The 13,313-nt window shown below is 62.1% G+C and carries 13 protein-coding genes; 8 read left to right on the top strand and 5 right to left on the bottom strand.

All coding sequences use genetic code 11. The features are described from left to right. Nucleotides 1-24: 24 nt before the first annotated feature. Both VIZ63_RS19180 and VIZ63_RS19175 read right to left on the bottom strand, forming a co-directional pair. Entirely contained in the window at nt 25-303 is a 279-nt protein-coding gene (locus tag VIZ63_RS19180) for an RNA-binding protein (protein WP_331611336.1), read from the bottom strand. A 278-nt stretch (nt 304-581) separates the two neighbouring features. Continuing rightward, on the bottom strand, nt 582-935 hold the full coding sequence (locus tag VIZ63_RS19175; RefSeq protein WP_331611335.1) for a hypothetical protein: 354 nt from the start codon (nt 933-935) through the stop codon (nt 582-584). Between VIZ63_RS19175 and VIZ63_RS19170 the strand changes: the two genes are divergently transcribed. Both VIZ63_RS19170 and VIZ63_RS19165 read left to right on the top strand, forming a co-directional pair. After that, a complete protein-coding gene (locus VIZ63_RS19170) occupies nt 934-1,200 on the top strand; it encodes a hypothetical protein (RefSeq protein WP_331611334.1) in 267 nt (88 codons plus the stop codon). The genes VIZ63_RS19175 and VIZ63_RS19170 overlap by 2 nt on opposite strands. Before the next feature lie 33 nt (nt 1,201-1,233). Then, the gene (locus VIZ63_RS19165; RefSeq protein WP_331611333.1) at nt 1,234-3,477 is read left to right on the top strand and encodes a patatin-like phospholipase family protein; all 2,244 of its coding nucleotides are present in this window, start codon (nt 1,234-1,236) and stop codon (nt 3,475-3,477) included. 5 nt (nt 3,478-3,482) lie between these two features. Here VIZ63_RS19165 and VIZ63_RS19160 read toward each other — a convergent pair whose 3' ends face one another. From VIZ63_RS19160 to VIZ63_RS19150, 3 genes are all read right to left on the bottom strand, one after another. Continuing rightward, complete coding sequence (locus VIZ63_RS19160) at nt 3,483-3,677, bottom strand: hypothetical protein (RefSeq protein ID WP_331611332.1); 195 nt, start codon at nt 3,675-3,677, stop codon at nt 3,483-3,485. Nucleotides 3,678-3,932: 255 nt separating this feature from the next. Then, on the bottom strand, nt 3,933-6,197 hold the full coding sequence (locus VIZ63_RS19155) for a xanthine dehydrogenase family protein molybdopterin-binding subunit (protein ID WP_331611331.1): 2,265 nt from the start codon (nt 6,195-6,197) through the stop codon (nt 3,933-3,935). Nucleotides 6,198-6,205: 8 nt separating this feature from the next. Further along, on the bottom strand, nt 6,206-6,667 hold the full coding sequence (locus VIZ63_RS19150) for a (2Fe-2S)-binding protein (RefSeq protein ID WP_331611330.1): 462 nt from the start codon (nt 6,665-6,667) through the stop codon (nt 6,206-6,208). Between the two features lie 527 nt (nt 6,668-7,194). On the opposite strand from VIZ63_RS19150, the gene VIZ63_RS19145 reads away from it, so the two are divergent. The 6 genes from VIZ63_RS19145 (at nt 7,195) to VIZ63_RS19120 (ending at nt 13,278) form a co-directional block, all read left to right on the top strand. Further along, nucleotides 7,195-8,259: an NAD(P)/FAD-dependent oxidoreductase gene (locus VIZ63_RS19145; RefSeq protein WP_414703817.1), complete on the top strand. Its 1,065-nt coding sequence runs from the start codon at nt 7,195-7,197 to the stop codon at nt 8,257-8,259. Beyond that, on the top strand, nt 8,260-9,129 hold the full coding sequence (locus VIZ63_RS19140) for an acyl-CoA thioesterase II (protein WP_331611328.1): 870 nt from the start codon (nt 8,260-8,262) through the stop codon (nt 9,127-9,129). A gap of 140 nt (nt 9,130-9,269) precedes the next feature. Further along, nucleotides 9,270-10,928, top strand: a complete 1,659-nt coding sequence (locus VIZ63_RS19135; RefSeq protein WP_331611327.1) for a nitrite/sulfite reductase — start codon at nt 9,270-9,272, stop codon at nt 10,926-10,928. Beyond that, nucleotides 10,903-11,388 (top strand): DUF934 domain-containing protein, encoded by a 486-nt coding sequence (locus VIZ63_RS19130; RefSeq protein WP_331611326.1) that lies wholly within the window; start codon nt 10,903-10,905, stop codon nt 11,386-11,388. The genes VIZ63_RS19135 and VIZ63_RS19130 overlap by 26 nt, the downstream gene beginning before the upstream one ends. Nucleotides 11,389-11,874: 486 nt before the next feature. Then, nucleotides 11,875-12,708 carry a lysophospholipase gene (locus VIZ63_RS19125; RefSeq protein ID WP_331611325.1) on the top strand — a complete coding sequence of 278 codons (834 nt, stop codon included), beginning with the start codon at nt 11,875-11,877 and terminating at the stop codon, nt 12,706-12,708. A gap of 90 nt (nt 12,709-12,798) precedes the next feature. After that, complete coding sequence (locus VIZ63_RS19120) at nt 12,799-13,278, top strand: TspO/MBR family protein (RefSeq protein ID WP_331611324.1); 480 nt, start codon at nt 12,799-12,801, stop codon at nt 13,276-13,278. Nucleotides 13,279-13,313 lie beyond the last annotated feature (35 nt).

Here is a 13,313-nt window from a genome sequence, read left to right as displayed (position 1 = left end):
ATGCACGTGCAGGCATTCCAAATCTTAACGACGCGAGAAACCGCCGCCGCCACCGCCGCGAGGCTTGTCCTGTGCCTCGTTGACCTTGAGCGGGCGACCGCCCATGTCATGGCCATTGAGGTTCTGCATCGCGCGCGCCGCATCGGAGTTCGGCATTTCCACGAAGCCGAAGCCGCGGGGCTGGCCGGTGTCACGATCCATGATCAGGGCCACGGAATCGACGGTGCCGTGCTGTGCGAACAGCTCGCGAACTGCATCTTCGGTAGCGGAAAAAGGCAGGTTGCCAACGTAAAGCTTACTCATTAAATCTCACTCACTGGTAAACGCGAAACGCGATGTGATCGCGACGTGTAACGCGTATGAAAGGCAGCAGCGAACACACGCTGTTCGCCTGGTGCGGAAACGATTCGGTTTACTTGAGTTGGACCGGATGTCGCAGAACGCGGCCGGTCAAAAAAAAGAAAAGGGAAAGGTTCAGACCGGAGGCAGTGTACTGCTTCCAGAGCAGCTCTGCTTGCCTTTATTGAGCGCGGCTACTTTGCGCTTGTTTCCGCGCTGTCGGTTACTGGGCGATATGCCGCTTATTCCTTGCTCGCAGCGGCCTGCGTTCTTGCGATTGCGTAGTCCACTGCATGGCCGAGACCGAGCTGTGTCGCCTTCGCGCGAATGTCGTGCGGATTGCGATGCAGCTGCGCTGCAATTCCCATCAGGATTTCATCCGCGTGCTGCCAGCCGCGAGCGACTTTACGTTCGAGCATGGACTCCAGGCGCGTCTCGTCCTCCGGCTGCCATGGCTGTGGCGCCTGATCAGCGTTCCTGAGCCGAACCTCGGCAGCGTCCGCTTCACGCAGCGCCCGTGTCAGTACGTCGATGAGGACGCGCTTGTGCTCGGATGGAACGTCACTGACGACGATGAATCGCAGCGCCGCATGCATGGCCGTTGATTCAGGTGTGTTTGACATGGCCTCTTGTAGCACGACCTGCCAATTGCTGGCGGTCTTCGTTGCCGTCACTGCCCTAGTCTCCGCCTGGCCTGAAGATGAACTGATCATCAGGAGAAACGGCATCGGGAGTCTCATTGAAAGTGGCATTGATGCGCGATTATTCAAGGGCCGCGGCGGATTGACGGTCCTGCTGTCGCAGCCGCAGCATGGCGGCACGAATTTCCATGGCCGGGGCGACTGCTGTCCATCGCTGTGACCGGGCAGCGCTTCCGATGCCGGAGCAATCATCATGAGATCACTTGAGGGATGGCGCGCGATGCGTCGCGGGCTGTGCGTCATTGCGCTCGTCGCTTGCGCTGCCGCACAGGCGAGGGAGGAGCGAATCGGGCTGGTGCTGGGCGGCGGCGGAGCGCGCGGCGCGGCGCATATCGGCGTACTGAAAGTTCTGGAGCGGGAGCGCATCCCCGTGCACGCCATTGCCGGCACCAGCGTCGGAGCCATCATCGGCGGTCTGTACTCGGCCGGTTACTCTCCGGACGAGATCGAACAGATGATCGGCTCCATCGACTGGATCGACATCTTTCACGACGACACTGCCCGCGCCGATCAACCGATGCGTCAGAAGGAGACCGATCTCGGTTCAGTGGCCAGCCTCGAAATCGGCATCGTGAATGGCCAATTGGCGATCCCGACGACGCTGGTGCGTGGGCAGAAGCTGGGCTTGTTGCTGCGGCGAATGTTTCTTGGCCGCAGCAATGTCGAGACCTTCGACGACCTGCCGATTCCGTTTCGCTGTGTTGCGACGGATATCGGAGTCGTGAAGCCCGTTGTGTTCAGTTCGGGCGATCTCGCGCTTGCCGTGCGGGCGAGCATGGCAGTACCTGGCGCGTTCGCGCCCGTCAGACACGACGGGAAGGTGCTCGTGGACGGCGGGATCGTCGACAACTTGCCCATCGACGTGGCGCGGCAGATGGGTGTCGATCGTCTGATCGTCGTCGATGTCGGGCAGCCCCTCGCGCCCGCAGATTCGGTCAATTCAGGATTCCAGGTGATGCTGCAGATGATCGGCGGCATGATGCGCGATCGCACCGAGGAGCGTCTCGCCACGCTGACCGAGCGCGATATTTTTCTGCGACCGGAGATCAAGGATGTTTCGTCGGCGAGCTTTCCGCGTGCCATAGACGCTGTCGGGCCGGGTGAGCTGGCAGCGCTCGCGGTGGTCGACAAGCTGCGGAGCTTTTCCGTTTCCGAAACGCAGTACCAGGCGTGGCGAACGAAACAGCATCTCCCCCGCAGCGCGCCCCCCGAGATATCGTTCGTAAACGTCGATTCATCGCGCAGTGCGACGGCGGAGTTCGTCCGCGATCGCATTTCGGTGGAACCCGGTCAGACCCTGGATATCGAGGTGCTGGAGAAAGACATCAAAGGTGCGTTTGGACGCGGCACTTACGATGCCATTACCTATCACCTGGCCACCAACGAGCACGGTGAGACCGGACTCGATGTCATCCCTGTCGATACGTCGCTGGGCCGCACGATCTTCAGGACGGGTTTGCAGATTCACGACGACTTTCAAGGCAACGACGACTATCAGCTGAACATCGAAAGTCGCGTTACCGGGCTGACCGAGAAAGGAGCGGAATGGCGCAGCTTCGTGGGAATGGGGCGCATCACGGCGCTCGAAACCGACTTTTATCTGCCGTTTGCTCGACGGGGCAACTGGTTTGTCACACCGCTGGTCAGCTACTACGCGCTGAATCAGCCGTTGGTGGGCGAGCAGGCGCCCTATCTGGATCGGACCATCGCGCAATACCGGGTCGAAACCTGGTACGGCGAATTCCGCATCGGCCGTGATTTCAGCGATCGTTTCCGTATGTCTGTCGCTGCGCTGCGCGGCCAGGATCACGCTGAACTCGAAGTGGGCTTACCCGACTTCTTTCCGCCCTCACTCGTGGTCGACGTCGGCGGCGTCAACGCGACGCTGCTCTGGGACAGTCTGGACAATGTCCGTTTCCCGCGGCACGGCATGCGAGCCGAGGTGAGCTACACCTCCTATGGCAAGCACATGGGCTCGGATGAGGACGGCAATCTGCTGCGCGTGAGCATCGACAAGGCGTTCACGAGCGGCCGCAATACACTCATGCTCGGTGGCCGGGCGTCGATTGCCAAAGACTCGGTCGGCGCACAGCAGTCCTCGTCCACACTCGGTGGTCTGACCTACCTTTCCGGTCTGCACGATCGCCAGTTGCTGGGCGACCAGATGCTGCTGTTGCGATCTATCTACTATCGACGACTGACCCAGCAAGGTCTGCTGTTCGATATGCCGCTGTATCTCGCGGGCAGTCTCGAGGGCGGCAATGTGTGGGACGAATACGATGATGTTGCAGTCGACGACCTGATCGGTGCTGCCAGCGTGTTCCTGGGCGTGGATCTGCCGATCGGGCCACTGCAGTTCGGCTACGGACGTACCTTCGACGGACGCAGCGCGATCTACCTTACCTTCGGCTCATTGGTGTTGCCGGGCTATCGCTGATCTGCCTAATCGTCTTTCGTCATGCGGGCCAGGCGCTGAGTGGCGTCGCGTGTCACGTCCGGACTGCGTTCGGGCGGTGCGAATGAGTGAATGCCGGCCGCTCCGATCGGAGTCACCAGGATTTTTGTGCCCGGATAGCTGATGCATGCGCTCAGCAGCACTGCGCCAATGCCGATTCCCATGCTTCGAATTCGTTTCATGCCCGCACCTCACGCTTGCTGTCTCAAGCATTCAACGCGCGAAAGCGGCAAGGGGTCGGGCGAAAAGGTGACAAAGCGCCGGCAGATTTCGGCGCCCGGCGACGTGGCCGGATCGACCACATAGAGCTGTGAGCAGGAACCGGAGAAAGTTACGGGGGACACGGGGATCACGGGAAGTCCTCTCCATTCTGAACCCTGTGTTCCCCGTGTCCCCCGTGGAGATCTCTCTTCTGATCTTTGCGCGTGAGATGTCCGTCAGATCGTGAATCCCTCGCGCGATAACGGCAGTGAGCGGACTCGGTGTCCTGTCGCCGCGAAGATCGCGTTGCAGACGGCGGGGGCGAGGGGCGGCAAGGCGGGTTCGCCTACGCCCGTCGGTGAGAAGTCACTCTGAATGAAGTGCACATCGACCTTCGGCGCCGAAGGCATGCGCAGAATCGGATAGCGGTCGAAGTTGGTCTGCTGGATGCGGCCGTTCTCGATGCCGATCTCCAGTCCCATCGCCGTGCTGAGTCCGTCGATCACCGAGCCTTCGCACTGGTTCTCGGCGCCGCTCATATTGATGACCGGTCCGATGTCGCCCGCGACCACGACGCGGTGGACGGTGATTTTCTTCTTTGCATCGACGCTCACATCCGCGACTTCGGCGAAGTGGCCTGCATGGCTGAAGTGGAAGGCGAGGCCGAGGCCGCGGCCTTGCGGCTGTGCTTTCCCCCAGCCTGCTTTCTCGGCGGCGAGCTTCAGTACGGCGATGGCGCGTCCCGTGTTCAGTGAGTACTCATTGCCTGGCGGCAGCCAGCGCGGCTCTCCCATCAGCTCGATGAGGAATTCCAGATGATCGCGTTTCGCGGCGGTGGATAGTTCATGCAGGAAGCTTTGAATCGGGAACGCAATGCCGCACGAACGTGGCGCGCGCCATGGACCGCACGGAATCTGCAGGGGCAGCTTGGTCTGGGTCAGTCGGAAGTTGGGAACCAGCAGCGCGGGAAATTCCTCTGCCCCGATGTCGCCGCCGCTGACTGGCCGCTCGCCATCGGCAGAGAACGTAATGAAATGATCCTGCCACGCCACGAGCTTGCCCGATTTGTCGACGCCGCCCTTGAATGAATGGAAACCGCCGACGCGAAAGAAGTCGTGCTGCATGTCGTCTTCGCGCGTCCACTGCAGCTTCACCGGCACGCCGGCCTGTTTCGAGATCTGTGCGGCTTCGCACATGTAGTCGTTCATCAGTCGACGACCGAAGCCGCCGCCGACGCGCGTCTGGTGCAGCGTGACTTTCTCTGGCGCAATGCCGAGGACGCCGGCCACCAGCCGTAGTGCGCCGTCGGGTGTCTGACTCGGCGACCAGATTTCCACCGCACCGTCGCGGAACCATGCCGTGGTGTTCTGCGGCTCCAGCGGCGCATGCGAAAGGAACGGATACGAGTAGAAGGCTTCGACGCTGTTGCTGTCGGCAATGGCCTTGTCGAAGTCGCCAATCGTTTTCAACGTCTCCGCGCCAGCCTGTGCCGAAAGCTTCTTTGCTTCTGCGGACGCACCGGTCCAGCTGTCCTTCGACGCATTGGATTCGTCCCACTCGACCTTGAGCTGACGACGTGCGCTGATTGCTGCCCAGGTGGAGTTGGCGAGAATGGCAACGCCGGGCATCACTTCCGTCGGCTTGCCCGTGCCTTCGACCACGAATGCGTTGGTCACGCCCGGCAGTTTTCTGATCTCGTCGAGATTGGCCGAGCGAACCTTGCCGCCGACGGCGGGGCATTTCTCGAAGACCGCGAACTGCATGTTCGGCACGACCTGGTCGATACCGAACAGCGGCTGACCCGTGACGATCTGCAGGTTGTCGACGCCGGTGATGCGCTTGCCGAGCAGCTTGTAGTCTTTGCGATCCTTGAGCTTCAGTGTTTTCTCATCGGGCACCGGCAGTTCGGCCGCCTTCGTCGTGAGTTCGCCATACGTGAGCGACTTGCCGCTGGGCTTGTGAGTGACCACGCTGTTGGCTGTGGTGATCTCGGCCTCGGGCACGTTCCATTCTTTGGCTGCCGCCGCGACGAGCATCGCCCGGCCTGCGGCGCCGGCGCGACGCAGCTGATCCCAACCCGTCGGAATCGATCGCGAACCGCCCGCGCTCTGGCGACCGAACACCGCGGGATTGATCGCGGCCTGCTCGACGCGCACCTTCGACCAGTCCGCGTCGAGTTCTTCGGCGATGATCATGGGAAAGGCGGTCTTGATGCCCTGACCGATTTCCGGGCTCTTCGATACGATGACGATCGTGCCGTCCGGTGCAATGCGCAGAAATGCGTTAGGCACGAAGCCCTTCGTGCCGTCGCCGTTCGCGAGCGCCGTCGCCTTGTCGCCGATATAGAAGGCGAGGGCAAGGCCGCCGCCCGCCATGCCGGCGAGCTTCAGGAACGAGCGGCGATTGACGGTGATCGATGCGACCGGCTGCGCTTCGATGCTGCGCATGAGATCGCGCACATACGCATCGGCAGACAGTGCGGATTGTTCCACTGCGCTCATGGGGCACCTCACTCGTGGGTCGTGCCGGCGGCGGCGTGAATGGCTTTGCGAATGCGCTGATACGTGCCGCAGCGGCACAGGTTGCCGCTCATCGCAGCGTCGATATCGGCGTCGGTGGGTTTGGGCGTGCGCTGTAGCAGCGCGGTGGCCGACATGATCTGTCCGGCCTGGCAGTAGCCGCACTGGGCGACGTCGTGGTCGATCCACGCCTTCTGCACTGCATTCAGTTTGCTGCCGTCAGCAAGGCCTTCGATGGTGGTGACCTTCTGGCCCGCGACCGCCGAGACAGGCAGCACGCACGAACGAGTCGGTGTGCCGTTCAGATGCACGGTGCATGCGCCGCACTGTGCGACGCCACAGCCAAACTTGGTTCCGACCAGATTCAGTTGATCGCGCAGAACCCAGAGCAGCGGCGTCGATCCATCGACGTTGCCGAGGTCGTGTTCTCTGCCATTTACGTTGACTCGCATAGCGGTACCTGCGGGCTGGTGTTGTCGATGTCGGCGCGCGTGGATTGTTCCACGGTGGCGCGACGCTAACAACGCCGGTCGTCGGGCGTCGCGCGTATCCGGCCGCAAATGACTGGTGGCGTGATTGTGCCGCAATGATGTTACGAATCGGGGCCGCAGCGTTCGCGGGTATTCGCGTCACGGCACTGTGTGCAGAATTGCCATGAATTCGCGATGCGCGGATAGCATGGCTGGTGGGGCGTAAGTCTGCGGATGGCAGTCACTTGAGTCTGTCGGAGTCATTCGCTTTGTGGGGCCGGCTTCCCCGTGGGATTCCCTCCGGTCACAGCCGGACATCTGAAATGCAGAGCTCGACCATGACCGACAGGCAATCCCGCGGGAAAGCCCGATCCACAGGAAGGCCCGATCCACAGGAAGGCCAGGAAAATCCGGATATCGAGCCGGCAATCGCCATCGTCTGCAAGTCCCAATTCCCCTCGAGGGCGCAGTAGAATCGTCTTGCGTCGCAAAGCTCGCGCGTGATGGAGATGTTCGTGAACGAAAGCGCCCCTTCGGCCGCCATCGACGGCGCCATCCAGGCTGACGCCGTCATCGTCGGCGCCGGTCCCTGCGGACTGTTCCAGATTTTCGAACTTGGCCTGCTGGGCATTCACGCGCATATCGTGGATTCGCTCAAGCATCCCGGCGGCCAGTGCAGCGAGCTGTATCCGGAGAAGCCGATTTACGACATCCCCGCGCTGCCGGTGTGCGGCGCTCAGGAACTGGTCGACCGGTTGCTGCAGCAGGCGAAGCCGTTCAACGCGCAGTTTCATCTCGGCCAGGAAGTCACCGAGCTGACGGTGCTCGAGGATCACACCTTCCTGCTGCGTACGTCGCTCGATACCCGCTTCCACACGCGCACCGTCATCATCGCGGGTGGGCTGGGTTCGTTTCAGCCGCGGCGACTGAGCGTGGAAGGCGCGGAAGCGTTCGAAGGCAGTCGCATTCATTACAAGGTGAAGAGCGCCGCCGAGTTCACCGACAAGCGGCTGGTGATTTTCGGTGGCGGCGATTCGGCGCTCGACTGGACGCTCGAGTTCGCGGGCAAGGCGCGCAGTGTCACGCTCGTCCACCGTCGTTCGGAGTTTCGTGCCGCACCGGCGTCGGTCGCACGCATGCGCGATCTGGTCCAGCATCGCAGCATCCAGTATGTCGAGGCGATCGCGCAGTCCGCCATTACGGAGAACGGTGAGTTTCGCGGTGTGAGAGTGAAGCGCACCGACGGTCAGCTCGAAGAGCTGGAAGCGGATCACGTGCTGGTGTTTTTCGGCCTGCACCCCAAGCTGGGCCCGATCGCGGAATGGGGACTCGGCATCGACAAGCGCGCCATCAACGTCGACACCGAAAAATTCCAGACCAACATTCCCGGCGTGTTCGCGGTGGGCGACATCAATACATATCCCGGCAAGAAGAAGCTCATTCTGTCGGGCTTTCATGAGGCGGCGCTGGCGGCTTTCGCCGTGGCCTCGCACCTGAACCCGGCCAAGAAAGTGCCGCTGCAGTACACGACCACCAGCCCGATCATGCACAAGCGGCTGGGAGTGCCGGACTGAATGAATCCGTTGCTGGCCGATCTGTTGCAGGTGCTGCAGCTGGAGCGGCTGGAGTTGAACCTGTTCCGCGGCGAAAGTCGCGATCCGGGCCATCACCGCGTATTCGGTGGACAGGTGCTGGGGCAGGCGCTGGCGGCTGCCTGCGCGACCGTCGAGGACCGAACAGTGCATTCGCTGCATGCGTACTTCCTGCGTGCAGGCGATCCGGATCATCCCATCATCTATGACGTCGACCGCAGTCGTGACGGCACCAGTTTCACGAGCCGCCGCGTCGTGGCCATTCAGCACGGCCAGCAGATCTTCCACATGTCGGCCTCCTTCCAGGCACACGAGCGGGGAGGAATGGATCGACAGGTCGGGATGCCGGAGGTGCCTGACCCGGACTCGCTGCCGGATCTCGCGACCGCCATCGAGGAGATGGCCAGGAAGGCACCGGACAGTCCCCGGCCGTTCGTCGCCCGCGACCTGCCGATCGAATTCCGGCCGGCCTATCTGCCCGATCCGCTCGAGGGGGTGCCGAAGGACCCGATGATGCGGATCTGGTTCCGGACGGTTGATCGCCTGCCCTGCGATGGCGTCCTGCACCAGGCGCTGCTGGCGTATGCCTCCGACTACTATCTGCTGGGCACCGCGATCCTCGATGAGCGGTTGACCGTCGGTCACGACAACCTGCAGGTGGCCAGTATCGACCACGCGATGTGGTTCCATCGTCCCGCCCGCGCGGACGAGTGGCTGCTGTACGTCCTCGACAGCCCCAACGCCAACGGTTCGAGGGGTTTTGCGCGAGGTAGTATTTTCAGCAGGGACGGGATGTTGGTGGCCTCGACCGCCCAGGAAGGTCTCGTCAGGCGGCGTAGGGGGAAGGCTTAAAGCCAGGCCGGAAATTGCATAAACGACCACCCGGCCGCGACGTTGACGCCGGCCAGGTTCCAAACCGGTGATATCCCGGTATCAGCACATATCCAAACCATATTTCTACGCCCGCGGGGCGGAGGGCTACAGTCCGCGCCATGTATCAGTACGACCAGATCGATCAACAACTTGTAAACCAGCGGGTTGAGCAGTATCGCGATCAGACGCGGCGCTACCTGGCCGGTGAGTTGAGCGAGGAGGATTTCCGTTCCCTGCGCCTGCGCAACGGGCTCTATATCCAGAAGCATGCGCCGATGCTGCGCGTTTCCGTTCCTTATGGCCTGTTGTCGTCGCGTCAGGTGCGCATGTTCGCGCGCATCGCCCGCGAGTTCGACAAGGGCTACGGTCACTTCACCACGCGCCAGAACCTGCAGTACAACTGGCCGAAGCTGGAACAGGTGCCGGACATCCTCGCCCTGCTGGCGAGCGTCGAGATGCATGCGATCCAGACCAGCGGCAACTGCATCCGCAACGTGACGGCCGATCATCTGGCCGGCATCGCGCCCGATGAGTCCGAAGATCCCCGTCCGTGGTGCGAATACATCCGTCAGTGGGCGACGCTACATCCGGAATTTTCGTACCTGCCGCGCAAGTTCAAGATCGCGGTGACCGGCTCGCCGCAGGATCGCGCTGCGTCCAAGGTTCACGACATCGGACTGCACCTCGTGCGCAATGCCGCCGGTGAAGTCGGTTTCGAAGTGCTGGTCGGTGGCGGTCTCGGCCGCATGCCGATGATCGGCCACGTCATCCGTGAATTCCTGCCGAAGCAGGATCTGCTCAGCTACCTCGAAGCCATCCTGCGCGTGTACAACCTCGAAGGTCGGCGCGACAACATCCACAAGGCGCGCATCAAGGTGCTGGTGAAGGCGGTGGGTCCGCAGAAATTCCGCGAGATGGTCGAAGCGGAATGGCAGGCATCGCGCGACCACGCGCCGACTCACGATGCTGTGGGCTTCGCGCGCATCGCTGCTTTCTTCACACCGCCGGCCTACGAAACGCTGCACGACCACGACGTGCTGTCGGGCAGGCCGACCGAATTCCGTAACTGGTATCAGCGCAATACGAAGCGCCACAAGGTGCAGGGTTATCGCGCCGTGTTCCTGTCGCTCAAGTCGCCGCAGCGCCCGCCGGGCGACATCACCGACAGCGAAATGGATCGCGTGGCCGATCTCGCCGATCGTTACTCGCTTGGACTGGTGCGTTCGACGCACGACCAGAACCTGATCTTCGCCGACGTGCGCCAGCGCGATCTGTTCGAGCTGTGGCAGTCGTTGAATGCGATCGATCTGGCAACGCCGAACATCGGCACTCTGACTGACATGATCTGCTGCCCCGGCCTGGACTTCTGCTCGCTGGCGAATGCGACGTCGATCCCCATCGCCAGGCAGATCAACGAGCGCTTCGACAACTTCGACTATCTCTACGATCTCGGCGACATCGAACTGAAGATGTCGGGCTGCATGAATGCATGCGGTCATCACCACGTCGGCCACATCGGCATTCTCGGCGTCGACAAGGGCGGCGAGGAGTGGTACCAGATCACGCTCGGCGGCTCGGCCAGCGGCCAGGATGCTGCGCTCGGCCAGGTGATCGGACCGTCCGTCCCTCACGCGGAGGTGGCTGAAACCATCGACCGCATTCTCAATGTCTACATAGCCGAACGCGAAGAAGGCGAGCGTTTCATCGATACCTTCCGCCGCATCGGCATCAAACCTTTCAAGGCCCGTGTGTATGCGCCGTCTCATCAAGCAGCGTGAAATCGTCGTCGATGACTGGCGCTACGCGGATGAAGATCCCGTCGGCAGTCAGCGTGCATTGATCCTGCCGTTCGCCCGTTGGAAGGAAGAACGCGATCGCTGGTGGCTGTGGGATGGCCGCCTCGGCGTGCGACTTGGTCCGACCGATCAGGTCGCTGCGCTCGAAGCGGATTTCCTGCGCGTGTCGCTGGTCGCCATCGAATTCGGCGGGCTCGCCGAAGGTCGCGGTTACAGCCAGGCACAGTTGCTGCGCAAACGGCACAAGTTCACTGGCGAGCTGCGGGCCGTCGGCAAGATCCAGCGTGATCAGTTGTTCTACATGGCGCGTTGCGGCTTCGATGCATTCGAGCTGCCCGAGACCGCAAACCTCGAAGAAGCCATCCATTCGTTCGATGACTTCTCAGTGGCCTACCAAGGCGCGTCCGATTCTGGCCTGAGCTTGCAGCGTCGAGCTGTCTGAAATTAGTCATCCGCACTGGCTCCCGGTGGCTGATGCTGATTTCGACCGGGTGCCGTAAGGCATTCTTCAAAGAGGCCATTGCGTCAGCGCGCTCTTCGCGACCGGAAGAATAGGGGGAGGGGCTTGGCGGACCCAGCACGTGCCGGGAAAGGCAACGCAGGTGGGCACTCCCAGTCAGAATGGCACCAGGTCGCCGCGGTATGCGACAGCGAATCGGTGCACGACGCCGGCACGGACCCAATGTTGCGGCGACTGTCTTCGACGCTGCGATGAACCAACGGAAGGTCTCGCCAAGACACTCGCCCTGTTCTCACCGGTCGCACGGCCGACAGGCGCGCGCGGTGATCGTGCTGCAGACGGAGTTACCGGTGATCCCTCGGAAGGACCGCAGATGAATTCCTGTGCGGTTTGTGGGCGTCGGTTTCAGCTGACCCGCCTTTCCCGCCGATCTGCGATGATGCGCCGAGCCCACATGAGGAAGTGCGCATGCCGCGGTTGCTCGACACATCGCTCGATGGCTTCCAGGTTCCGGCCGCTGTGCCAGCAGCGGCACTCATCATCGTTCATGGTCTTGCGGAGTATGCCGACCGCTATCGCGCCATCGCCGCGGAGTGGGCGGCGAGAGGCATCTCGACGTTCGCCTACGATCAACGGGGACACGGCGCAACGCCAGGCACCCGAACACATGTCGATCGCTTTTCCCGCTTCGTCGATGATCTGAATGAACTGCTGAGCGCGGTTCATGCGGCCTATCCGCAGCTGTCGGTGTTCATCTGGGGTCACAGCATGGGCTCGATCGTGGCGGTGCTGTCGGCAGCAACGCTGCACCCCGCAATACATGGGGTGATCACCACCAGCAACTCGCTGGAGATATTCCGGCGCGGCACCAATCCACTGAATCCGTTCTTTCGCGTGCTGTCGCGACTGGCGCCGCGCATGCGGATCCCGCTCGGCCTCGACAGCAGGAAAATTTCGAGCGACGAGTCGGTGCAGCACGCCTACGCGACTGATTCGCGCATCCCATCGACGGCCAGTGTGCGACTGATCGTGGAGTTTGCAGCCGCCTGCGAGGCAGCGCGCAAGGTCGCGCCGGGAATTTCGCTGCCTTGGCTCAACGTGCATGGAGCAGAGGATCGGATTGCCCCGGTTGCCGGCTCGAACGCGCTGCACGAACTCCTGGGTTCGAGCGACAAGCGTCTGCAGATTTATCCGGGCCTGCGCCATGAAGTTCACAACGAAGTGCCCGCGGCGCGCAGGGCCTTCGTGCAATTGATCACGCAGTGGATTCTCGATCACGCGGGACGTTCGCCGCAGCGTTAGTGTTTACCCGTATGGGTTCATCCCGTTGGCCGGAACCTTGCGCTCGGTCACACGCTTACCTGACATCGTCAGTCAGAAGCCTTTGGCCGTATGGCAACTCTCGTTCTCAGGCGCAATCAACTGCCATCGCTGGTCGTCTTCATCCTGGTGGTGGCCGCAATAGCGTTCTTTGGCGCGCAGTTCCAGCCGGGCTTCTGGTTCGAACAGCTCGCCAAGCCATCATGGAATCCTCCGGGTGCGCTGTTCGGCCCTGTCTGGACCGTGCTCTACATCGCAATCGCAGTGGCGGGATGGCTGGTATGGCGGTCCGCCGGACGGATCGTGCTGTCACTGCAGATCTGGTTCGCGCAGCTGGTGTTGAACGGGCTGTGGTCGTTTCTGTTCTTCGGTCTGCATCGCCCGGATCTGGCGCTGGTCGATATCCTGCTCCTGCTGGCGCTGATCGTTGCATTCATCGTGACCGCCCGGCATCGCAGCCCGATGGCGAGTTGGCTGTTCGTCCCTTACGCTGCGTGGGTCAGCTTTGCGACCGCGCTGAACTTCGCGATCTGGCGACTCAACAGCGCCTGACTTCGGCCCGGCTCATTCGTGCTCGTGTGTGTAGC

It is taken from the genome of Povalibacter sp. (assembly GCF_036520495.1).
Classification (GTDB): Bacteria; Pseudomonadota; Gammaproteobacteria; order Steroidobacterales; family Steroidobacteraceae; genus Steroidobacter.
This window is presented reverse-complemented; position numbering and strand designations above follow the sequence as displayed.

Bases quoted from the DNA above. Each gene is read 5' to 3' on its own strand.
- VIZ63_RS19180 (WP_331611336.1), bottom strand. From the start codon at position 303: ATGAGTAAGCTTTACGTTGGCAACCTGCCTTTTTCCGCTACCGAAGAT.
- VIZ63_RS19170 (WP_331611334.1), top strand. From the start codon at position 934: ATGGCCGTTGATTCAGGTGTGTTTGACATGGCCTCTTGTAGCACGACC.
- VIZ63_RS19175 (WP_331611335.1), bottom strand. From the start codon at position 935: ATGCATGCGGCGCTGCGATTCATCGTCGTCAGTGACGTTCCATCCGAG.
- VIZ63_RS19165 (WP_331611333.1), top strand. From the start codon at position 1,234: ATGAGATCACTTGAGGGATGGCGCGCGATGCGTCGCGGGCTGTGCGTC.
- VIZ63_RS19160 (WP_331611332.1), bottom strand. From the start codon at position 3,677: ATGAAACGAATTCGAAGCATGGGAATCGGCATTGGCGCAGTGCTGCTG.
- VIZ63_RS19155 (WP_331611331.1), bottom strand. From the start codon at position 6,197: ATGAGCGCAGTGGAACAATCCGCACTGTCTGCCGATGCGTATGTGCGC.
- VIZ63_RS19150 (WP_331611330.1), bottom strand. From the start codon at position 6,667: ATGCGAGTCAACGTAAATGGCAGAGAACACGACCTCGGCAACGTCGAT.
- VIZ63_RS19145 (WP_414703817.1), top strand. From the start codon at position 7,195: ATGTTCGTGAACGAAAGCGCCCCTTCGGCCGCCATCGACGGCGCCATC.
- VIZ63_RS19140 (WP_331611328.1), top strand. From the start codon at position 8,260: ATGAATCCGTTGCTGGCCGATCTGTTGCAGGTGCTGCAGCTGGAGCGG.
- VIZ63_RS19135 (WP_331611327.1), top strand. From the start codon at position 9,270: ATGTATCAGTACGACCAGATCGATCAACAACTTGTAAACCAGCGGGTT.
- VIZ63_RS19130 (WP_331611326.1), top strand. From the start codon at position 10,903: ATGCGCCGTCTCATCAAGCAGCGTGAAATCGTCGTCGATGACTGGCGC.
- VIZ63_RS19125 (WP_331611325.1), top strand. From the start codon at position 11,875: ATGCCGCGGTTGCTCGACACATCGCTCGATGGCTTCCAGGTTCCGGCC.
- VIZ63_RS19120 (WP_331611324.1), top strand. From the start codon at position 12,799: ATGGCAACTCTCGTTCTCAGGCGCAATCAACTGCCATCGCTGGTCGTC.